Source organism: Microcoleus sp. D2_18a_B4, assembly GCF_036702475.1.
GTDB lineage: Bacteria > Cyanobacteriota > Cyanobacteriia > Cyanobacteriales > Microcoleaceae > Microcoleus.
Genome location: NZ_JAUBTL010000017.1, coordinates 15,857 through 36,331, shown reverse-complemented (window position 1 = coordinate 36,331; position 20,475 = coordinate 15,857). Strand labels below are relative to the sequence as shown.

The window sequence follows — 20,475 nt, the reverse complement described above, 5'->3', positions numbered from 1 at the left end:
AATAAAAATATACTTAAACCTGCGATCGAAAATTCGCAAACCCAATTGCAGAGCTATGGTGGAGAACACAATGCCCAATACACTCGATGTTAGTTCAGTCTTAGAAATCCTGCGACCCGTGCAAGACCCCGAACTGCAAAAGAGTTTGGTGGAATTGAACATGATTCGTAACATAAAAATTGACGGCGGTGTCGTCAGCTTCACCTTGGTGCTGACAACGCCTGCTTGCCCGCTGCGAGAATTTATTGTCGAAGATTGCCAAAAAGCGGTCAAACAGTTGCCAGGAGTCGAAAAAGTGGCGGTGGAGGTGACAGCCGAGACGCCGCAGCAAAAGGGAGTGGTCGATCGCCAAGGCATTGAAGGCGTTAAAAATATTATCGCAATTTCCAGCGGTAAAGGTGGAGTCGGCAAAAGCACGGTGGCGGTAAATGTGGCAGTAGCGCTGGCGCAAACCGGCGCCAAGGTGGGTTTGCTGGATGCGGATATCTATGGGCCCAATGACCCGACAATGTTGGGTCTGGGGGACGCGAAAGTGATGGTAAGGGACGGGAAAAGCGGGGAAAGCCTCGAACCCGCCTTCAACTACGGCGTCAAATTAGTGTCGATGGCGTTTTTAATTGACAAAGACCAACCCGTGATTTGGCGCGGCCCGATGTTGAACGGGATCATTCGGCAGTTCCTCTATCAGGTGAATTGGGGCGATTTAGACTATTTGATTGTCGATATGCCTCCGGGTACTGGAGACGCGCAGTTGACAATGGCGCAAGCGGTGCCGATGGCCGGTGTCGTGATCGTGACGACGCCGCAGACTGTGGCATTGTTGGACTCTCGCAAGGGTTTAAAGATGTTCCAGCAGTTGGGAGTGTCGGTGTTGGGAATTGTGGAAAACATGAGCTATTTTGTGCCGCCGGATATGCCCGACAAGCAATACGATATTTTCGGTTCTGGTGGCGGGGAAAAGACTGCTGCTGAGTTGGGAGTGCCGCTGTTAGGCCGCATTCCGCTGGAAATTCCGTTGCGGGAAGGTGGCGATTCGGGGGTGCCGATCGTGGTGGGGCAACCGGGTTCTGCTTCAGCTAGGGAGTTGCGGGCGATCGCTGGCCGCATTGCCGGTAAAGTTTCCGTAGCAGCCTTAGCCTAACTCACATCTTGGGTTGTTAATCAGCTTTTGATGGGCGGGCGTCCCGCCCAACCCCTACTTCCCACAAGAAACCTGTTTAGTGTGTGGAACAGGCATCTTGCCTGTTTAGTTAGTGGAACAGGCATCTTGCCTGTTTAGTGTGTGGAACAGGCAAGATGCCTGTTTAGTTAGTGGAACAGGCATCTTGCCTGTTGAGTGTGTGGAACAGGCATCTTGCCTGTTTAGTTAGTGGAACAGGCATCTTGCCTGTTTAGTGTGTGGAACAGGCATCTTGCCTGTTTAGTGTGTGGAACAGGCATCTTGCCTGTTTTAGCATCAAGTCTCGATCGCCAAGAAAAGGTAAACTATAACCAGCAAACATAACATTGAAACAATTATGATTTTTCCAGGTTCGGCAGTTCGAGTTAAAGATAAGGGTGAGATTTACTACGCCTTTCAAGGACAAGTCCAGCGAGTTACCGACGGGAAAGTCGCGGTACTGTTTGAAGGCGGCAATTGGGACAAGCTGATTACATTCCGCGTGTCACAGTTGGAACTTGTGGATGCTACGGCTGGTCGCGCGAAATAGTTCAGTTGTCAGTTGTCAGTTGACAGTTGTCAGTTGTAATTAGTTATTAGTTATTGTTTATTAGTAGCTACTTACAAATAATAATAAATAACAACCAACTGCCAATAACCAACTGCCAACTGTCAACAACCAACAACCAACTGCCAACAACCAACTGCTAACTGACTAATATGCGTTTACCTTTACCCCAATTTGCTACAAAAGAGCGCCATCCCGATCGCATTGCTGAGGTAATCGAGACGGCAACTTCGGAGTTTTTGGCTCAATGTTTGGAACCGGAAGACTTAAGCTTTCCCGTGATGCCGCCTTTTGGGAGTTGGGTGAAGGCCGAGGATGAAGAGTCGAAAAATCAAATTTACGGCGTGGTTTATTACGCTACGACTAGCCCGATCGACTCGGTGCACAGAGCTCGCGCTTTGGGTTTGTCGCTGGAAGAGTTGCGGGAAGAACAACCGCAGATTTTTGCGATGCTCAAAACCGAGTTTCGAGTGGCGATTGTGGGCTTTGAGACGGCGCCGGAAAGGTTGAACGGTCACGGCCCATCGAGGGGTAAAATTTATCAGTATTTGCCGCCGCGCCCGCCGCAAATTCACCAGGCGGTTTATCGCTGCGAACCCGATGAGGTGATTGATTTTACGGTGCAGTTGGATTTTTTGAGGACGCTGCTGGGGGTGGCTAATGCGCCGGTGGATGCGCTGACGGCGGCGGCGATTCGGGAGATTTATCAGTTGCGGATGCGCGATCGATCTTGGTTGGTGGAAGCGGGGAGGAGTTTGAGTGTTTTGTTGAAGGATGATTACGATCGGTTGCGGGTGATTTTGAGTCAGATTCATCCATAGGGAAAAGCTGAATAGTATGTTTGAGGCCGATCGTCAAATATTGAGGTGATCGCACCAGTCAGACTCTGGTATTTTATCGACCTTACAATTAAATTGAGAAGGAAGAAACGATCGCACTTAATTCAAAATGCAATCGCCCGTTTGTCTGGCACAGTCGTAGGATATGATATAATGGGAGCGAGTAACATGATTTCTCAAAATCTATGTCTGCCAAAGATATCTTTCATGTCTCTGTATGTTCAGCTTTGGAAAAAGAAGGGTGGACTATTACCCACGATCCTTTGTACCTCAAAGTAGACGAAGATAAGCTTTATGTGGACTTAGGAGCCCAAAATAATTTGTTAGGAGCCGAAAAGTACGGACAGAAGATAGCAGTAGAAATCAAGTGTTTTTTAGGTCTGTCATTGATAAATCAGTTTCACGAGGCTATAGGTCAAGCCTGGAATTATAAAGTGGTTTTGGAAGAGTCAGAACCGGATAGACTTCTTTATTTGGCAATTCCAGAAGATATTTATGAAGAGTTTTTTACTCGGCGTTTAGCTCGAATGTCAGTGACGCGGATGCAATTAAACTTGATTGTGTTTAATCCTGCGAGAGAGGCGATCGTTATATGGAAATAGAAAAGTATAGAGAGCTAATTCAATCAATCATTGAAAAACACTCTAGCTGCGGTTCGGACGATGGGGAGATAGAAACTGAAATTGCTTGTGACATCAAACGCGATCGCTATTTGATGTTTCATGTGGGATGGCGTGGAGAAAGACGAGTTTATGGTTGCGTTATTCACATCGATATTAAAGAGGACAAGATTTGGATTCAGCGAGATGGAACTGAAGTAGGAATTGCTAATGAGTTAATTGAAGTCGGAGTACCCAAGTCGGATATTGTTTTAGGGTACAGGTCTCCCTATATGCGTAAGTTTACGCTGGTTGGCGGCGGGCTAGGCGATCGCCCCAGCCAAACTCCGGTATTTGACGAGCCATACAATTAAATTGAGAGGGAAAAAACGATCGCACTTAATCTACAAAGTTTACCGCACTTGGTGACAATCAGCAACGTTTACAGGAGGGTGACTCTCTGACACAATCGGGAGCATGGGAAGAGCAGGAAAAGCCCTCAAAAAAATATTAGAGGCATACGATATCAGTCAATATCAATTGGCGGCCAAGATGGAAATCGATCGCTCAAACGTTAGCCGTTGGGTGAGCGAAGAACGAGACCCATCTGCTGAGGCGGTATTTGCGATTAAGCAAGCGTTGCAGACATTCAATCGGCAGGCGGCTGATGAATTCGTCAGGTTGTACCTGGGAAATGGCGAGGAAAACAGTTAGGTTCTCAGGTGTGGAGAGTGTCGCACCCATCGCCCTTGCTGCATTCAAGGGCGATCGCCAATTAGTTTGTGAGAATTTATTTAAAGCGAGAAAGATTGTATATTGTCAGCTATTTGTTGAGTCTATCTCAAGCATAACTGGCACGGGAGGCGATCGCCCGATCGCCCATATTATTACTCTTCGAGTTTTTCCTCCAAATCATCTAAATACAAACGAATAAAATCCCCTGCGGCATCGGGATTAATTTGCTGTAATCCCTTGCGAATCTCTAGAACCGCTTCAGATGCCGGATCTCTATTCTCGTTAACCCAACGGTTAATGCTCGATCGTCCAATGCCCATAGTCGCTGCCAATTGATTTTGGCTGATGCCATAGGTTTCTAAAACCTGCTTCAGCGCCTTTCCTGCCTTACTCATGGCTTCTATGTTCTCAGAAGCTCGCAGCTAAGTAAAGATTGTGGACATTATTACTCTTCGAGTTTTTCCTCCAAATCATCTAAATACAAACGAATGAACTCCCCTGCGGCATCGGGGTTAATTTGCCATAGTGCTTTCCGAATGTCCAACACTGCCTCTGCTACGGGATCTCTACTTTCATTGACCCAACGATGAATGTTGGAACGTGCTACGCCCATTGTCACAGCCAAGCGATTTTGACTGATGTTATAAGTTTCCAGCACCTGCTTGAGTGCTTTGCCTGCTTTTCCCATGCCTCAGATTGTCTCAGAGGGCGATCGTTTCGTAAATGTTGCCTAAATAGTCGGCTGTTTGTTGAGTTTATCTCAAGCATAGGTGGCATGGGAGGCGATCGCCCATATGATTACTCTTCGAGTTTTTCCTCCCAATCATCTAAATACAAACGAATAAAATCCCCTGCTGCATCGGGATTAATTTGCTGTAATCCCTTGCGAATCTCTAGAACCGCTTCAGATGCCGGATCTCTATTCTCGTTAACCCAACGGTTAATGCTCGATCGTCCAATGCCCATAATCGCTGCCAATTGATTTTGGCTGATGCCATAGGTTTCTAAAACCTGCTTCAGCGCTTTTCCTGCCTTACTCATGGCTTCTATGTTCTCAGAAGCTCACAGCTAAGTAAAGATTGTTGACATTCGTCTACACTGCGGTAAGATAGTGTTGTTGACGATTGTCAGCAATCCACCCTGTAAACAGCCGGATAATGCTTATGCCGAAAAACTTCCTTGCCAATCCCGCAGCAACCGATAGTGCTACAGCGACAGTACCCGTCACAGAGCCTCCACAACCCGATCGAGAACCCGTCAAAATCCTGCTGATAGGTTCTCCCAAAGCGGTGAGGAGAATTATTCACATCCTTTACTGTTTGGGTTTTGCCTCTGTCAACGAGTGGAGCCCGCTCCAACCTGCTCAAAAGCCCGGTGAAGTTATGAGCATTCTCATGCGTTACCTGCGGCTGTAGGGGTGATATAACATTCTTTGCGGGCGTGAATTACCGCCAACAGCTTGTACAGTCTATTCAGACTTTAAGAGGTGTTGGGGTTAGAATTAGACAGCGATCGCTCGTTGTTCACTATGCCTTTTGGACGATCGCGCATTAATTGGCAATAATTTATTTAAAGCGAGAAATATTTTATGTGGGTAGAGGTAACAGCGCTAAATCAAGTTCCCGAAGGGGGTGTGTTGAAGGTAAAAGTTGACGAAAATTCAGTGATTTTGAATCGTCAAGGCATGAATGTCACTTGTTACCGTAATGCTTGCACTCATTTAGAATATCCGATCGACATGGGTAAGGTAAATAACGGTATCATTACCTGTCCATTTCACAAATATCAGTACAAGTTAGATACGGGTAAATGTTTGAATGCACTAGGCGATTCCCTGGAATCTTATCCGGTAAAGATTGAGGGCGATCGCGTTTTTGTAGAAATAGATTAGTTATGGGTTATTAGCTAAGTCCGACAGTCCGACAGGGGTTGAAACCCCTGTCTCATAGCTCAAGTCGTCTCAAGACGACTGTAGATTAATATTTGATATCAAGTCCGGCTTAAATACCCCCTCACTCTCTTAGTCTGCGGAGGCAGACTTTGTTTGACAAGGAGCAGTTTCAACCGCCGAACCATCTTTCAACCTACCATTTTCGCGCGCCGCTGACGGAGGAAAACCGCCAAAAGCCCGATCGCACCTACAGTCAACAGCAGCCATTCTTCGGGCTCAGGAACCCCCGAAACATTCAGAGGATTATTCGGCTTACTCAACTCCTCCTTACCGGATTCTACCTCTCTGTCAAATCGATCGCTCTTAGCTTCCGCTGCTTTTAGCTGCTCCCTTTGCGCGTCATTAACTAACACAATCATCGAAGAATAAGGCGTCACCACTTGGAAATTTTTAGCTACTGCGTGCATCGCATCCAGTTGCGTTAATTGATTTGAACTTTTCTGCTTGCTAAGTGCAGTTATCAACTGCCGCGCCGCTATCGGTTTAAACCCTTCATTTCCGGCATTTTTTGACTCTGCGACTGCCGCCGATTTTGCGGTTTTTTTCGACGGCGGCGTTTGGGCATAACTCCAAGCATAGCCGTCAACAACATTAACTGTAGATTCGCCCGAAGCTGCTGTCGTTGCTACTCGCTGCATAGCCTCTTTCATATCCGTAGCAACTCCGCCGCCGCTATCTTGAATTGCCTTTAAAGTAGCGTCGTCGTAGCCGGGGGGCAAACCTCCCAAATGCACTGTCCATAGGGGTGAAGAGATGGAAAGTTTAAGTTTGCGATCGTCCGACAATTCGTAACTGTGGCGATCGCTCACCAAAAATACAGTATCGTAACTTTTATCGCCCCGCAACTGTGCAAACTGTTGCAGCATATCTTTGAGCTGGATTGTACCATAAAATGTCACCTTTGCCGCATCGAAATTGCGTACATCTTCCACAAACTTAGGCGGCATTCCCGCAGCGCTGGCGACATACAAATCAACAGCGTTTTTGCCTGCTGCATTAGCTTTCAACCATTCAAAAGTCTCTTTTACATCCTTATTTTCCGCCGCCATGCTGCGGGAAGTATCCAGAATAACTGCAAATTTTTTGCCTTGCGGTAACGAGTAATTTGCATCAGCCAGCGGCTTAGCAGAAATGATATTTCCTCCCGGTAGAACCGCCTGCTGCGCTGTTAGAGGTTGCTGTGCGACTGCGGGCAAAAAGGGTGGCAGCCAAGTTTCTCGTGCTTCTTTACCGCTGTATTTTACCTCTTTCCCGGCGATCGTGCGGCGAGTATTTTGGTTCCAAAAAATGTTGCGTTTCTCAGCCAAAACAGGCATAGCCCAACCCTGCGGCTGGCGCATGACTTTGTAAGTAAGCCACAGGTGCATTTCGGTTGGCCCGTCAGTTAGCGTAAATTCTCGTTTAGCCGGGATTGGAAAAGCCCGCAAACGGTATTGTTTGGGGCCAATTTGTTCTAGCAAAGCCGGATCGACTCTTTCTCTCACCTGTTGGTTGTAGACTTGCTGGGCGGCACCTCTAGGCGATACCGTAAATACAAAACGTTTGTTTAAATCGCCAGTATCTCCCAGCCAAACTCCTGTAACTGCGGCGCTTTCCGGCAGCGAAAAGTAGTAGAATACTTCTTGCAAGTTCGGCGTTTGATTTTTGTAAACTTCGTAGAGTTGAACGTCAGCCCAGTCGCCGTTTTCTTTGACTGTCACTTCTTGCGACTGCAACCACACTTTTTCCTCACTGACATTCAGCAAACCAGCTTTAGCTTCTTCCTGGTTTGATGTTGACTGTACCGCGTGTTTTACTGCTTCGGTGTCGCCTTTTTGCAGTTCCGTATCGAAGAATTCGCCGTAGAGTTTTTCTGCTTTTTCTACATCAGCACTAGAGCCTTGATACAAAAACGGCGACATTAAAAAATTATAGCTGTTCTGCACAGTTTGAGCCGCTTGGTCAGGCAAATTCAAAGTGTTTTTGTATATCTCATAAATGTGGTTGTTTTCTCCCACACTGCTGAGGTAGCGGTAAGGAGACAAATAAGCATTGACTAAGCCGGAGCGAATCATATCAGACTTGGCTAATAAAGTTTGGCGAACCGTGTCATTTGCCGGGGGAGTCGCCAGCATTTTCAGTGCTGCAACTTGTGGCTGCTGCTGCAAAGCCGAGAAAATAGCCAGCCAAGCTGCTATGACTCCCAAACTTCCGATTAGCGCTTTGTTTTTCCCGTATTGTGCAGCAAAACTCTGCCATATTTTCCGCCCGGAATGAATGTAGAGAAAGCCGTACAGCGAAGGCATGACAACGAACAAGCTACAGGTTAAACCAAACAATATAAACGATAGGGGTAGCCAAATTAAAGCCCATGCCCAGGCCCCGTATCTAAACATATCCCAAAATGCTGATACCCATGTAAACTTGAAAAATTCAATGACTACAGTGAAGAATCCATAAAGTGTATACAATGCCACAGGTACAGCGTAATAAATCAGCAATGTTGCCGCCCAAATGCCAACTACTACCATTAAACTGTGACATCCTAATTGCAGCCACGCACTTCGCTTTTCTCCGATTAACCTGAAAAAAATAGGCTGTTTATTAGGGGAATTCTGGGAATCGAAAATATTTTGAACATTTTCTCTTTTACCCAGATATCCGTACAGCATTTCCACTGAAAATGCTGCAATGCACAAAGCAATAGTAGCGATGATTTGATAACTAGCTGGGGTAAGTTCTCGCAGCAGGAACAAGCGCAGCAAACACAGCAAAAATAGCGGTGCTTCTACGCCGTAAAACCAACGCATTAGCTCTAGGGGTTGCTTGCTAAAACGCCTAGCTCCTATTACAGTACATACAGTGGGTACTGCGATCGTAGCTGCCATCGTCAAAGAAAACTCTAGCGGGATAGTGCCATCGATTGTCGCCATAATTAAGGGCACTCCTATAATCGGCAAAATTCCCAAGTAAACAATCGATAAAAATGTCAAATTCCACAGCCAAAAAATTGTTTTAAAAATTCCATCAAAGAGCTGTTTGATTTTCATTTATTTCTCCTTGTAAGCTTTGTTTAACGGTAGTGTATACATTACTCGCAAACTCCTTTACTTCCTGATTTTCGGCTTGTAGCGAACTGTCAAATAAAATGGAAACTAGCACCCAATTGTGATTTTTGTGGGTGAGGTCGCTGCCGATACGGGACAAGAAGTTATCTGTAGTTAGCTGTGCAGATTGCAGCCAGTATGCTGCTGATAATTGGTTGTTTTTGAGAGACAGCCAGCGCGCTGTTACTGAAGGAGTTAGTTGTTTTTTTTCTATGCGATTGACGGGAATTCCGCTCGCTACAAAACACAACTCGGGGGCGTGATAAGTTTGCCAGGATGTGCTCGCTACTGTGAGCATGGAACCGCGCAAGTTGCCGGCGACAAATCTGATTTTTTGTGTTTGCGTGTCTGGATAGTTGCCAAAGAATTTTTCTTCGCTAGGATTCAGGGGAATCGACTCTGATTTAATGTATTCAGGCAATCTTAAAGGTGCGATCGCCATTTTTGGCGTTTCTACATGAGACAGTTGAGCCATTACTGCCAAAACAGTGACTGCTGCAATTATTCCGGGTTTGGCTAAAGGGTGATTTTGCAGAATTTCTGAGTTGGGTTTGGCAGAAATACCGCTGGTTTTTTCTGGCTGAAATTTCGGTACTCGTTGCAGCATTAACCACGTCACAAAACAAGCACAGACTAAACCGACTATTCCCAGAGGAACGTGCATAATTTGTGCTAGGTTGGGCTGTTTAAAAACTTCTGAAACCAGGACTAACACGGCAACCCGCGCAGCGTTAGCACACACCAACATTAAGAGATTAGCAGCGCCGACTGCTAGCCATCTTAAGCTCAATTTACGCCCTTCCAGCCAGGTAGCAGCTAGCAAAAATAGCGTTCCGACTAAGAGGGTTTTAATGCCGCTACAAGGCACGTCAACGTGAGCGATGCCGTTTTCCAAAACGATAATATCGTAAGAAGAAATAGCCACCACGTGCAGCATTGAGAGCAACTGTTCTACTACCTGAGCAGTAAGCACTCGCGCCGGCAAACCTAATCCGCTATTAAACTGACTGTTGAATGGTAAAATACAAGCCAGCAAGCCCGCAACTGGCAAGTTTTTTTGCCAAAAGTTCTGCTCCACCAATAAGCCGCACAGCCCGTAAGTTCCGAGGATAAATAGCAGGACAGTAACTTGTTTGATATCAATTATGTACTGAAGGGCGATCGAGCAAATACCCGCACCCAACATCAATAGCAGCGGATCTCGCCTCAAAACGAAATGGGGCGAAAATCCGGGCGGGCGATCCGAGTTCCCAATCGATCGCACTCCTAATGCTACAATCAGAAAGCCAATTACTATCTTGTACAGTGTGGGTATCTCAACAAACGAGGATAACAGCCACTTAACAGCCGAGATATTGGTCCAAAACCAAGCAAGCGCCAGCAAAAAAGGAGCCAGCCAAACCAAATTAACCGCAGGATGAGGAGTAACAGAATCTGGAATTGCAGAATCAGTGATATTGGTGCGCTGCATGATACCGCTTGACATTCACGTTGGTGACATCTTAGCTCAGCCAAATTGGTAATGTCTAGACCGATTATTTAAGTTTTGTCAAGCTTCGATTTTCTCTACAGAGAAGCTAGCGTTATAATTAATTTTAGCGGAGGTAAAAATGAGCGAAAAAAGCCCAGGATACAAAATTGTTAGCGATAACCGACAAGCGCGCCATCTCTATGAAATTATAGAGACATACCAAGTGGGAATCGAGTTGAAGGGAACCGAAGTCAAATCTATTCGGGAAGGAAAAGCAAATTTGCGGGACGGATATGGATTAGTTCGGAACGGCGAACTGTGGCTGATCAACGTTCACATTTCGCCTTGGAGAAGTGCTAGCAACTATTTTAATCACGAACCCCGCCGCACACGTAAATTGCTGATGCACAAACAGGAAATTCGCAAATTAATTGGCAAAGTGGAAGAAAAAGGGTTGACTTTAGTGCCGTTAAAAATGTATTTGAAAGGCGGCTGGGTCAAACTGGATATCGGTTTGGGTAAAGGGAAGAAACTGTACGACAAGCGTGAAGATTTGAAGAAACGCGAAGACAAACGGGATATGGAAAGAGCGATGAAGCAATTTTAGTCATTAGTCAGTAGTCATTAGTCATTAGTCATTAGTCAGTAGTCAGTAGTCAGTAGTCATTAGTCAGTAGTCATTAGTCATTAGTCAACAATTCCCCTGTCAACAGTCAACAATTCCCCTGCCATCAGTCATTAGTCATTAGTCATTAGACATCTCCGAAAAATCAACTAAAATCTTTGCTACTCGAAGGTTGAAAGTTAATTTATGGAGATGTTTATTACTCAGGAGTCATTAGTGATTAATGATTGGTAATTGCTGATTAGTGATTGATTATTTTAAATCTAGTTCGGTTAATTACTCATCATAAAATTGTTTGATATCCCCCGTTGAGAATTTTGAGGGCTTTCGTGGTCACTACAAACATAATTAGAGTTATAGCGCTTCTCAAGCGTGGTGAGGTATGGGGGCGAGTCCTATGCCAATGCCCAATGCCCAATGCGCTATGCCCTATGCCCAAGAACACCTCATGTTACTGAGAAGGCTATATTTTATCTCCTAATACGGTCGCATACTGTCGATCGACTGACCGCTGACTAAGTATTATTACTTAAGCAATGGGAACAGTTCTACCTTCTTCCTGCTTCCCGCTTCTTTTTTCTGAAAATATCCGGATGGCGTGTGGAGCCTCATGAAAGATTAACCTATGCTCGAATACCTCTGGGTAGTGGGAGCATTACCCAAGCATTCGGCTGTGGACTGACAAACTCTTATGAGAAATGGGCTCAAACCTGAGTCATTTCGTAAGATTATGAGGCCATTAGGGTGGCAATTAAATCTGGCAAAAAAAATATCGCTCAACTCTCAAGTTAAAAAATGCTAAAAATGACACCATTAGCTAACATTTTCAATGCCATGAAAGAGCCAGCAAAAAACCATCACAACTCGAAGTGGGGAGCCTTCTTGCTGATCCTAGCAGTAGGCTTGGGCGGCTGGAAAATTGGGCGGCCGGAACTGGCATCTTTTTTTAATAATATGGCATTTGAAAACTACAAAGCCAATAGATTGGCGGATACTCAAAAAGCATATGAGTTAGCGCTCGCTGTAGATCCAAAAAGCCGAACAGCTCTTTACAATTTAGGATGGCTTTGCGAAGAGGTGCAAGATTTACAATGCGCCCGAGGAAAATATCTGCAAGCTGCAAAACTCGGTCTGCCTGCTGCTTACAGCAACCTGGCTAGGTTATATATAGTCGATCAAAAAAACTATCCGGCTGCCGTTCACTTCCTGTGGCAAGGTTTGAAATTAGCTGAGGACGATCGAGTAAAATATTCTTTACTCAAAAACTTGGGATGGGCTCGCCTGGAACAGGGTCGATATTCAGAGGCATTGCAGCATCTGGATGCAGCGATTAAACTTGATAGTGAAGGGCCAGCAACTTACTGCTTAAAAGCGCAAGTCCTAGAAAAAATGAAAAATACTAAGGCAGCGCTACCGCAGTGGAAAATTTGTCTAAAGTATGCGGATTCTCAAGAACTCGATGAGGATATATGGATAGGGATGGCACGTCAACGATTAAACGAGGAAAAAACAAATAAATGAAACGCACAGTTTTGTTTTCATCAACCATACTGGCAATTATAACGGTACTGGAGCTAAGTCAAGCCTCAAAAGCACTCCCAACTCCTGCGACTGTTAACCCTGCCGTTAATGAATCAGTCAAAATGCTGTTCAACTCGAATCAGTCGGTGCGACGGCGGTGCAAAGATAGAAATGGTGGAATATATGCGTGTCCGAGATTCATCATGCCTTCGGAGAGCGAAGAATAAGAGTTATTTTCAATAAATTTGGTAGAGTGTACCATCACCACTTTACAGCAACAGGTATGTAGTATGTAGTAGTATTATGCCGGGTGCGCCGTCCGCACCTTATAGCATTTGAGATTTGAGATTAAGAATTGAATAATTGGAAATAACTTATGGCAATAATGGTTTGCAGCTTGCATAAAGCTGCATTCTTTTTTTGCACTGATATAACTCTTAATCATTGCTGTATCGATTATTTCTGGAATCCACACCGGGCGCAGGGCTGTTTCATTCGAGCTACTAGGGGCAAACCCTCGTGAAGAACCCCAACATTTGAAACATCGATTTCATCATTCGTGGAGGGTAGGCATTCTTGGCACTACCCCTACAAAACGATGATTTCCCTGAGAATGAAACCGCCCTGCCACCGGGCGGGGAGAACATCCCCGCCCGCAATTCTATCTACTCGCCCTCGGTCAAAGCTGAATCTTGCTGTTGGTGCGAGTTGCTGTAAAAACTAGCAATAATCGCCACCATCAACCACCAAAGCATATTAACTTCCGGCCTGTACCAAACTGTATCGACAAAACCGTGGGCCATCATGCCGGCTAAAGTTGCGATCGCCCCAATCAACCAAAACCCCTGATTCGATTTTAGATTTTGGATTTGAGATTTGGGATTTCGGGATTCTTCCTCTAAATTAGAGATGTTAAATTGTGCATCCCGCAGATTTTTTATCTGCAACAAACCTTGATTGACGGTGACAGTCATCAGCCAAAGGAAAGACATTAAACCGATAAAACCGGTTTCCACCGCAATTTCCAGCAGCACGGAATAAGCGCTTAAAGCAGTGAATCTCGGCTTCATATAAAGTGGATAAACTTTATTAAAAGCAGTGTTTCCCGGCCCAATTCCGAGAATTGGTCGATCGCGAATCATGTCAATCACCGCCGTCCAAACATTAATCCGAAAATTGTTGCTGCTGTCACCTCGGCCGATAAACATACTCGAAACTCGATCGCGCAGAGGCTCGACTAAAGCCACTCCCAAAATTAAGGCTCCTGCCAAACCTCCTAATCCTAACGGCAGCGCCCAAGTTCGCCAGAACCGAGGCATCAAAGGGCTGTACCAGTACCACAGCAGCACTAAAAATACCACCAGTAGAGCCACAAAACCGATCCAAGCACCGCGGCTGTCCGTGTAGCGCAAACACGCGCAATTCACCACCAGCATTGTCAGCGCTAAAACTCTTGTTCCCCATCCTTTCCACACAAAAAGTGCGGCGGCGCTCAATGCAATGGCCGGCAGTAAATAGGAACCAAGCAAGTTAGGATTTCCCAGAAAGCTGTAAACTCGCGTGACATTGGCTTGAGTAGAAGTCGGATCGTTCCAAGTAGCTAAGGGCGGCACTTTGTCAATCCACTGCCGCACGCCGTAGAAACTGACAATTAAAGAGACGTTCAAAAATACGGCAATTAACCACGATCGCCAACGGGGATCTCGCAATATCCGAGCCATCAGCGCAAAAAACAGCAAATACAGCGTTAGCTTGCTCCAACCAGTAGCAGCGGCGACTTTCACCGGCGACATCGCGGTTGCGACGGTGGCAATGCCCCAGTACAGCAGTACCAGCAAGTGAATCGGCGTGAAGGGGATCTCGCGATCGTCCGAAACAGTCAGCAGCACCCAAAATGCAGCGCTAGCCGCCATCAACACCCCCACCAAGGCATTGTTTACAAACGGCGCCAAACCGAAAGTCAAGGCCAGCAAAACAAAACCCAAGGGTTCTGCCCACTGCATCAGCCAGCTACTCTGCCGCCAACTGCGTAAAGAGCCGATCGCCAAATTGAATAAATAACTTCTACTTTGCCACTGAGAGAGCGGCAAATTTGCCAGAGTTAATTGTTGCCAAACTGAATTCATTGCTATTTTAGATTTGTACTTAGTAATCGGGCATTGGGCATCGGGCATCGGGCATTGGGCATCGGGCATTGGGCATCGGGCATTGGGCATTGGGAAAAAGGTAATTGTTATTTCTAACAACTGCCAACTGCCAACTGCCAACTGCCAACTGCCAACTGCCAACTGCCAACTGTCAACTGCCAACTGCCAACTGCCAACTGCCAACTGCCAACTGCCAACTGCCAACTGCCAACTAACTTCATCCTTCCAACAATTCCGTAGCATTTGTGCAGGGCAGCCAGAGCACGTAGCGATATCCAGATTCCGGGGTACCTTGAATTGAAAGTTGACCGCCTTGAATTTCCACCAATTGGCAGCAAAGCAGCAGCCCCAAGCGTTCCCGCGCTCCGTAACCAGCTAACACCGGTGCGGTATCCTCTGCATTCTGTGCCACTAAAGCCGCCAACTCAGAAAACGCCAGCGTTAATCGCTGCGAACCCTGTGTCGGGAGTTGCGCTTCGACTCCGGGGGAGTCGGTTTCGGAGTTCGAGGGCGAACCGCTACCCGATCGCACCTTCAACAAGTAGTCGGTGTAGAGTTTAGCATGGGGCAAACTTTCTCCCAACCAAGGATGAAAAACCCAAACTCCGAGGTTGATACCGTCTTCTTTCCGAGAAACGTGGACTCGAATCACGCTGCCTGCCCCAGCAGATTGAATAATGCTAAAAATTAAGTGGTGCAGCATTTGCTGAACCTTATCTTTATCTACCAACCAGATGCGCGATCCGGGCCCCACCGACAAATTAATTTCTTGCTCTCGTCTACTTGCCGCCGAGGAGAGGGTGGTCACAACCTGCTGGCACAAAGTTTCTATATCGACTGCGGTTCGCTTCAAGGTGAAAGCGGAATCATCTAGTTCTGCCAGTTCCAAAATTTCTTCAACTAGCGATCGCAAAGAGCGGCTGCTGTCTTGGATCACGTCAATATATTCTTTTTGCTTGCTCGTTAAGGGGCCATAAATTTCTTGTTTCAACACGCTTGCCATGCCGAGGACAGAAGTGAGCGGTGTGAGCAATTCCTGCGCTAAATTATTCAGCAGTTTTACCTTAATTGAGTTCGTAGACAAATCGATAGGTTTGTTAGTCATCGCTAATTTTTATTGGTTCATTGTCGATCGAGGGTTTGCGGTTCATTAGACCTATTCCCAAAGTCTATAACAATCTGTTTATAATTCACGACAAAAAAAAGTAGTGAAGAAAAATATATATTCCTTCTTCCCTAGAAGCTCTTGTTTATCTGAGTAATTAACTACCAGCCGGGAAGTCCCTCGGTATATTTAAAGGGGATTAATCTGAGCGCTGCGCGAAGTACCCCGTTGGGAATTACTCCTTGGGATGAAAGGCTCGTCGGGTGTAGGTACCCAAAGCGACAATTATTTCTGTATATCCCTTGATAATCTGGAAATACTCTGATAATATATTAGCAAGTGGGGGTGGAACTACCTCACTATAAAAAGCCTTTGAAAAAAAGGAAAAAGAAGCCTGCGGTCTAACTGTACTCAGTTGACAGTCAGGTTTGTTCACGATTTAATCATTGCTTCTAAAGCTGATTGCAAGTCTTGAGTGAGTTCGGCAACTGCTAACCTGCGGCTGGTTTGATATCGATCCCAACGATCGCTCACTGATATGGGTTCGCCCACGGTCATTTGTACCTGCTGTTTGCCCAACTTGGGGCGGCCGAAAGGATTTCCCCCTTTGATGCGAGCCAGTACGTCCCACAGCAGTAAAGTTGTTTCTGCCAAACGTTCTGCTGTCAGCTTTTCTTCGACGTACCTGCCCGTGACGGATACGAAACTTTCTACAAGTCTCATGTGCCACATCCGAAGACTTGCTTCTTCAGCGAGGCGATCGGCTAATCCTCTTTCTAAGGGAGAAAGTGCTGCAATATCTTTGATATCTTCTCGATAAATATACTCCCAGCCTGCTTGTTCAAGACGGCGGCAGCGGTCTATTAAACTGCCTTTGGGCTTTAAGTTGAAATATTCTTCTCCTACTTGCAAACCCACGTCTAACAGTGCTTTCAGTCGAGCCATCATTACTTCATTGCCAGAATCATTTCCCGTTTTGTTGGGGAGCGATAATGAGGTTAAAATAGATGTTTCTGGGTGTATTTCTTTATGATAAAAACGGCTGTAAAACTCTTCCATTACTGACAGTAAATGGCTGCCCAGTCGAATCAGGCGCAGATATTGGAATTGGTGATTTTGGTTTTCGGGAGCTGGATTTGTGGTCTCTAAATTAGCGAGGCCGGTGCGTTCTAAGGGCGGCAGTCCGCAATCAATTTCTAATTGAGTTAAAAGTTTTTCTAGGGGTTGCCAAGGTGGATTGACATAGCGGTATTGAATGCCGATCGGCACAATTAAAACTTTTTCAGTGCGTCCGACTTTTAGCAAATCTTCAAGGCACCAGAAGCCCATTTGAGCAATTCCCGGTTCGAGGGGGCTAACTATTTCATTGTGACCGTTGGTGGCGCCTTCTGGGGCGGCGGCGATCGGGAATTGGCTGTTGACAAATAAATCGCGGGCCGATCGCAATCCGACGCGATCGATTTTACCGCGAACGATCGGAGTGCCACCGAGTTGGGAATACAGCCAGCCGACTCCAGCACCGGCCCACAGGGGAATGCCGCGATCGTAGATAAAGTGGGAATGTACCGGGAATTGCAGGGGAATGCCTTTGGCCCGCGCCGCCTGGGGAACGAGTTTCCAAATTAGTTGTGCCAAACAGTAGGGATCGTCTGAGTTGGGGTGGCGGAAGGCTAGCAAGAAGCGAACTTTCTGATTTTGAAATTGGTGGAATAGTTCGGCGAGGGTTTCGACGTTTTCGGCTTGAATGTGGCTGATATTCGTCCGAAATCGCAGCCACCAGGGGAATATTTGCTTACAACCTTGCATCACTAGCGGGTTGTAGGCTGGGGGTATGAATTCCAGCGGCGGCTGAACTTGGCTAATTGAATTGGGCATTTTGCGATTTTAAATTTTAGATTACTAGGCTGCGGTAAAAACTGCCAATTTTTACAATGCTAATGTTTTTTTTATTAACCGCAGAGGACACAGAGGACACAGAGGAAGAGAGGAGATAGCAAGGCGTGTCAACTTAAGGTCAAAAGTATTGCCCGTCACGGATCGGATATCATGTCGAGTCGATCGACCACAATATTTTGGTCGGGGCGGGTTTACGGGATTTCTGGCTTATATTACAACTTGGGGGTGAACCCGCCCACACAAGAATTAGGATTATTTTACAGGACTATATTATGAACCCATCATCTTTTTTACCCCCCTGCCCTTGACAAAGGGGGAGTAGGGGGTCAATCGATTTTAGATTTTAGATTTTAGATTTTAGATTAAAGGATTGAAGCATTGACCCCACGGATAAATTCGGGGGGCAAGTTTCATCGGATACACATTTTTTATTTCTGGACGGATAAATTCGGGGGCTTGTATCCTGGATGCTTTCGGTCAGAAACTCGACTAAAAACGAGATTTATCCTCAGTTTCAGCCTTCAACGCAGATTTTTGCAATCCAAAATCTAGAATCTAAAATCTAAAATCCTATTGTGCGGCTTCAAATATCATTTCCTGGAAGTTAATGACATCTGATCGCGGATCGCAGTGGGTGACTTTGACTTCTAGCCGATCGCCGATTGCGACCGATCGACCAAATCGCATTGCCAATTCTAAACCCAAATCTTCCAATAAAATCAATCCGAGATTGCTGTCTTCCCTCAGCCAGCGCAGCATTAAAGCTTCCCAAACTTCATCGGGGTTGCGCCGCAAATATTCCAATCCCCAATAGCGGTTAGTTTGGCGTTCGACGGTGGATGCTTCTTTAACTGCGGTGCCGAGACACATGACAATATCCTGTATTTCTTGGGCCGAAAAAGGCAGTGGTTCGCCCCGCAGGTGGGCTTTGATTTGGAAGTGAGCCAGCAAGTCGGTATAGCGGCGGATCGGGGAAGTAACTTGAGTGTATAATTCCAAACCCAAGCCCGCGTGGCGTCCGGGGGTGAGGCCCATTTCGCTGCGGGGCATACACCGGCGCACGGCGCAAGCGCGGGCGGGGCCTGCGGGCACGGCTAGCAGTTCTTCATCGGGAGGGAGTTCGGGCTGTGGCTGATAGCGGTAGGGTATGGGCAGGCTATGAGCTTGACCGTAGCGGGCGGCTAGTTCGCCGGCTAAAATCATCATTTCGGCTACTAGCATCCGGGCTGTGGAGTCGTCGATGACGTGGATTTTGATTTCGTCGCCGTTGACTTTGATGACGGATTCGGGCATGAAAATGCTGATTGCGCCTTGGGCTTCCCGCCATTTTTGCCGCAGTTTTGCCGCAGAGGCGATCGCTGCTATTTCCGGTTCTGCTTCGATTCCCAACTCCAGCATTTCGTCTACATCATCGTAGGTCAAGCGGTAGGTGGGTTTTATGGTGCTGATGTGGATGCTGTAATCTTGAGCCGCGCCGATTTCGTCTAAGGTGACGCTGAAGCTGAGCGCGCTGCACTCTTTGCCTTGAATTAAACTCATCGGCCCGGTTGCCAAAGCTGGGGGAAACATGGGAATCATTCCCGTGGGCAGGTAAACCGTAGTGGTGCGCTTTCTGGCTTCGAGGTCGAGTTCGTCTCCGGGGGAAAGCAAGCGGGTGGGATCGGCGATGTGTATCCACAGGCGCTGCTGGCCGTTTTCGAGGAATTCTAAGCTGAGGCCGTCGTCGATTTCGGTGGTGCTTTCGTCGTCGATCGTGTAAACCTTGAGGTGAGTTAAATCGAGACGATTTGTGTCGGAGTCGGTTGGGGGATTTTCTAGGCAGCGTTGGGCCACTTCTAATACCTTTGCGGAGAATTGTAGGGGAATTTGGCTGCGCCGCAAAAACAGGTTTTCGTGGGTACTCCAGAGGCCGAGCTCGACTAGGAGGCCAAATGCTGCTTCGGGGTTTTCGGATCGTTGTAAGCTGGCTAAAGTTTCTAAGGCTGGGGTGCGGTGCGTTGCTTCTTCTCCGAGGAGGGCAAAGCGTTCTAGGGCGTCGAGGCGAGTTCGATCGCTATTTTCCCAATCTACATTTTCTCCTGCCAGCCGCTGTTTGACTCGATCCCAAAATCCTTGGGATTCTTGGTGTCGCTGCTGTTCTACTTCTTGCTGGTGTTTGATTTCGGCTACTTGGGCTGCCGATCGCGGTTCGTAGCGATCGCCCTTTTGTTTAAAATACAGTTTGTCTGTTGATAACAAACAGTAAGCCGCGTAACACTGGGCCGCACTACTCTCAGAAAATAACAGCTTTGCCAGGGATTCGGGATCTGCTGTTTCTCCGTCACCGACTAAAAGTTCCCAAGCGACTTCCAAACTCGACGGATCTGAGTAGGCTTCTACTTCTTTGAGAAATTTGGGAATATCGGAGGGTTTGTAAGTTTCTCCGACTACTTCGTAGGTGATTTGTTTGGGCGGTATGCTGTGCGGTTGACCGTTTTCGTCTACCACCACCCAGTTTTTCTTGCCGTCGGGGCGATCGGCAACTGCCAGACGGCGGTCGCCGTGCACTCTAAATTCTACTAACGTTCCCTTCTCCACTTGCCAGCTTTATATTTGAGATTTTGGATTTTTACAGTAGCCACTTATCGAGTTTCGAGCTTGCGATTTTAGATTTTGGATATTGGCAATTTTTCTGGTCAATTGTGAAAGTTAAAATCTAAAAAGTTGTTCTTTCTTCTTGCTTTTTTTTTAACTTTTGACTTTTGATTAAGACTTGCGCTGCGGCGACTCTTAA

General features: G+C 46.6%; 20 protein-coding genes. 11 read left to right on the top strand and 9 right to left on the bottom strand.

The window, feature by feature from the left end:
- Positions 1 to 70: 70 nt before the first annotated feature.
- From QUB04_RS12555 to QUB04_RS12530, 6 genes are all read left to right on the top strand, one after another.
- On the top strand, positions 71 to 1,141 hold the full coding sequence (locus QUB04_RS12555; protein WP_006631390.1) for an Mrp/NBP35 family ATP-binding protein: 1,071 nt from the start codon (positions 71 to 73) through the stop codon (positions 1,139 to 1,141).
- A gap of 376 nt (positions 1,142 to 1,517) precedes the next feature.
- Positions 1,518 to 1,709, top strand: coding sequence for an NAD(P)H dehydrogenase subunit NdhS (locus QUB04_RS12550; protein ID WP_333107595.1), 192 nt, complete (start codon positions 1,518 to 1,520; stop codon positions 1,707 to 1,709).
- A gap of 170 nt (positions 1,710 to 1,879) precedes the next feature.
- Positions 1,880 to 2,548 (top strand): HAS-barrel domain-containing protein, encoded by a 669-nt coding sequence (locus QUB04_RS12545; protein WP_333144649.1) that lies wholly within the window; start codon positions 1,880 to 1,882, stop codon positions 2,546 to 2,548.
- Between the two features lie 203 nt (positions 2,549 to 2,751).
- Positions 2,752 to 3,168 (top strand): XisH family protein, encoded by a 417-nt coding sequence (locus tag QUB04_RS12540; RefSeq protein WP_333144650.1) that lies wholly within the window; start codon positions 2,752 to 2,754, stop codon positions 3,166 to 3,168.
- Positions 3,159 to 3,539: a XisI protein gene (locus QUB04_RS12535; protein ID WP_333150128.1), complete on the top strand. Its 381-nt coding sequence runs from the start codon at positions 3,159 to 3,161 to the stop codon at positions 3,537 to 3,539. The genes QUB04_RS12540 and QUB04_RS12535 overlap by 10 nt, the downstream gene beginning before the upstream one ends.
- Before the next feature lie 103 nt (positions 3,540 to 3,642).
- Positions 3,643 to 3,879 carry a helix-turn-helix transcriptional regulator gene (locus QUB04_RS12530; protein WP_333284608.1) on the top strand — a complete coding sequence of 79 codons (237 nt, stop codon included), beginning with the start codon at positions 3,643 to 3,645 and terminating at the stop codon, positions 3,877 to 3,879.
- Between the two features lie 173 nt (positions 3,880 to 4,052).
- On the opposite strand, the gene QUB04_RS12525 is transcribed toward QUB04_RS12530, so the two are convergent.
- The 3 genes from QUB04_RS12525 to QUB04_RS12515 all read right to left on the bottom strand — a co-directional run bounded on the left by QUB04_RS12525 (position 4,053) and on the right by QUB04_RS12515 (position 4,941).
- Complete coding sequence (locus QUB04_RS12525; RefSeq protein ID WP_015175929.1) at positions 4,053 to 4,295, bottom strand: helix-turn-helix domain-containing protein; 243 nt, start codon at positions 4,293 to 4,295, stop codon at positions 4,053 to 4,055.
- 50 nt (positions 4,296 to 4,345) lie between these two features.
- Positions 4,346 to 4,588, bottom strand: a complete 243-nt coding sequence (locus QUB04_RS12520) for a helix-turn-helix transcriptional regulator (protein WP_333284606.1) — start codon at positions 4,586 to 4,588, stop codon at positions 4,346 to 4,348.
- 110 nt (positions 4,589 to 4,698) lie between these two features.
- A complete protein-coding gene (locus QUB04_RS12515; RefSeq protein WP_333284604.1) occupies positions 4,699 to 4,941 on the bottom strand; it encodes a helix-turn-helix transcriptional regulator in 243 nt (80 codons plus the stop codon).
- A 122-nt stretch (positions 4,942 to 5,063) separates the two neighbouring features.
- Here QUB04_RS12515 and QUB04_RS12510 point away from each other — a divergent pair, with 122 nt between their 5' ends.
- Positions 5,064 to 5,315: a peptide ABC transporter substrate-binding protein gene (locus QUB04_RS12510; protein ID WP_333284602.1), complete on the top strand. Its 252-nt coding sequence runs from the start codon at positions 5,064 to 5,066 to the stop codon at positions 5,313 to 5,315.
- 173 nt (positions 5,316 to 5,488) lie between these two features.
- Entirely contained in the window at positions 5,489 to 5,791 is a 303-nt protein-coding gene (locus QUB04_RS12505; RefSeq protein WP_333284600.1) for a Rieske (2Fe-2S) protein, read from the top strand.
- 188 nt (positions 5,792 to 5,979) lie between these two features.
- Here the strand turns inward: QUB04_RS12505 and QUB04_RS12500 are convergent, their stop codons facing one another.
- On the bottom strand, positions 5,980 to 8,880 hold the full coding sequence (locus QUB04_RS12500; RefSeq protein ID WP_333284598.1) for a TIGR02921 family PEP-CTERM protein: 2,901 nt from the start codon (positions 8,878 to 8,880) through the stop codon (positions 5,980 to 5,982).
- Entirely contained in the window at positions 8,858 to 10,423 is a 1,566-nt protein-coding gene (xrtO, locus tag QUB04_RS12495; RefSeq protein WP_333284596.1) for an exosortase O, read from the bottom strand. Before xrtO ends, QUB04_RS12500 begins: the two co-directional genes overlap by 23 nt.
- Before the next feature lie 124 nt (positions 10,424 to 10,547).
- Here xrtO and smpB point away from each other — a divergent pair, with 124 nt between their 5' ends.
- From smpB to QUB04_RS12480, 3 genes are all read left to right on the top strand, one after another.
- Positions 10,548 to 11,015, top strand: a complete 468-nt coding sequence (smpB, locus tag QUB04_RS12490) for an SsrA-binding protein SmpB (protein ID WP_006631384.1) — start codon at positions 10,548 to 10,550, stop codon at positions 11,013 to 11,015.
- 822 nt (positions 11,016 to 11,837) lie between these two features.
- Complete coding sequence (locus QUB04_RS12485) at positions 11,838 to 12,554, top strand: tetratricopeptide repeat protein (protein WP_333284594.1); 717 nt, start codon at positions 11,838 to 11,840, stop codon at positions 12,552 to 12,554.
- Positions 12,551 to 12,781, top strand: coding sequence for an Osc7112_2153 family protein (locus QUB04_RS12480; RefSeq protein ID WP_333163359.1), 231 nt, complete (start codon positions 12,551 to 12,553; stop codon positions 12,779 to 12,781). Before QUB04_RS12485 ends, QUB04_RS12480 begins: the two co-directional genes overlap by 4 nt.
- A gap of 438 nt (positions 12,782 to 13,219) precedes the next feature.
- Here QUB04_RS12480 and QUB04_RS12475 read toward each other — a convergent pair whose 3' ends face one another.
- The 4 genes from QUB04_RS12475 to QUB04_RS12460 all read right to left on the bottom strand — a co-directional run bounded on the left by QUB04_RS12475 (position 13,220) and on the right by QUB04_RS12460 (position 20,279).
- The gene (locus QUB04_RS12475; protein ID WP_333284711.1) at positions 13,220 to 14,680 is read right to left on the bottom strand and encodes an IctB family putative bicarbonate transporter; all 1,461 of its coding nucleotides are present in this window, start codon (positions 14,678 to 14,680) and stop codon (positions 13,220 to 13,222) included.
- Between the two features lie 238 nt (positions 14,681 to 14,918).
- The gene (locus QUB04_RS12470) at positions 14,919 to 15,806 is read right to left on the bottom strand and encodes a histidine kinase dimerization/phospho-acceptor domain-containing protein (protein WP_333284592.1); all 888 of its coding nucleotides are present in this window, start codon (positions 15,804 to 15,806) and stop codon (positions 14,919 to 14,921) included.
- Positions 15,807 to 16,238: 432 nt separating this feature from the next.
- A complete protein-coding gene (locus tag QUB04_RS12465; RefSeq protein ID WP_333284589.1) occupies positions 16,239 to 17,681 on the bottom strand; it encodes a 1-acyl-sn-glycerol-3-phosphate acyltransferase in 1,443 nt (480 codons plus the stop codon).
- A 591-nt stretch (positions 17,682 to 18,272) separates the two neighbouring features.
- Positions 18,273 to 20,279, bottom strand: coding sequence for a ribonuclease R family protein (locus tag QUB04_RS12460; RefSeq protein WP_333284587.1), 2,007 nt, complete (start codon positions 20,277 to 20,279; stop codon positions 18,273 to 18,275).
- Positions 20,280 to 20,475 lie beyond the last annotated feature (196 nt).

Excerpts from the sequence above, each read along its gene's own strand:
- QUB04_RS12475 (WP_333284711.1), bottom strand. The coding sequence starts at position 14,680 with ATGAATTCAGTTTGGCAACAATTAACTCTGGCAAATTTGCCGCTCTCT.
- QUB04_RS12470 (WP_333284592.1), bottom strand. The coding sequence starts at position 15,806 with ATGACTAACAAACCTATCGATTTGTCTACGAACTCAATTAAGGTAAAA.
- QUB04_RS12545 (WP_333144649.1), top strand. The coding sequence starts at position 1,880 with ATGCGTTTACCTTTACCCCAATTTGCTACAAAAGAGCGCCATCCCGAT.
- QUB04_RS12520 (WP_333284606.1), bottom strand. The coding sequence starts at position 4,588 with ATGGGAAAAGCAGGCAAAGCACTCAAGCAGGTGCTGGAAACTTATAAC.
- QUB04_RS12515 (WP_333284604.1), bottom strand. The coding sequence starts at position 4,941 with ATGAGTAAGGCAGGAAAAGCGCTGAAGCAGGTTTTAGAAACCTATGGC.
- QUB04_RS12500 (WP_333284598.1), bottom strand. The coding sequence starts at position 8,880 with ATGAAAATCAAACAGCTCTTTGATGGAATTTTTAAAACAATTTTTTGG.
- QUB04_RS12525 (WP_015175929.1), bottom strand. The coding sequence starts at position 4,295 with ATGAGTAAGGCAGGAAAGGCGCTGAAGCAGGTTTTAGAAACCTATGGC.
- QUB04_RS12530 (WP_333284608.1), top strand. The coding sequence starts at position 3,643 with ATGGGAAGAGCAGGAAAAGCCCTCAAAAAAATATTAGAGGCATACGAT.
- QUB04_RS12465 (WP_333284589.1), bottom strand. The coding sequence starts at position 17,681 with ATGCCCAATTCAATTAGCCAAGTTCAGCCGCCGCTGGAATTCATACCC.
- QUB04_RS12540 (WP_333144650.1), top strand. The coding sequence starts at position 2,752 with ATGTCTGCCAAAGATATCTTTCATGTCTCTGTATGTTCAGCTTTGGAA.
- QUB04_RS12485 (WP_333284594.1), top strand. The coding sequence starts at position 11,838 with ATGACACCATTAGCTAACATTTTCAATGCCATGAAAGAGCCAGCAAAA.
- QUB04_RS12555 (WP_006631390.1), top strand. The coding sequence starts at position 71 with ATGCCCAATACACTCGATGTTAGTTCAGTCTTAGAAATCCTGCGACCC.
- QUB04_RS12550 (WP_333107595.1), top strand. The coding sequence starts at position 1,518 with ATGATTTTTCCAGGTTCGGCAGTTCGAGTTAAAGATAAGGGTGAGATT.
- QUB04_RS12510 (WP_333284602.1), top strand. The coding sequence starts at position 5,064 with ATGCCGAAAAACTTCCTTGCCAATCCCGCAGCAACCGATAGTGCTACA.
- xrtO (WP_333284596.1), bottom strand. The coding sequence starts at position 10,423 with ATGTCAAGCGGTATCATGCAGCGCACCAATATCACTGATTCTGCAATT.
- QUB04_RS12505 (WP_333284600.1), top strand. The coding sequence starts at position 5,489 with ATGTGGGTAGAGGTAACAGCGCTAAATCAAGTTCCCGAAGGGGGTGTG.
- QUB04_RS12535 (WP_333150128.1), top strand. The coding sequence starts at position 3,159 with ATGGAAATAGAAAAGTATAGAGAGCTAATTCAATCAATCATTGAAAAA.
- QUB04_RS12480 (WP_333163359.1), top strand. The coding sequence starts at position 12,551 with ATGAAACGCACAGTTTTGTTTTCATCAACCATACTGGCAATTATAACG.
- smpB (WP_006631384.1), top strand. The coding sequence starts at position 10,548 with ATGAGCGAAAAAAGCCCAGGATACAAAATTGTTAGCGATAACCGACAA.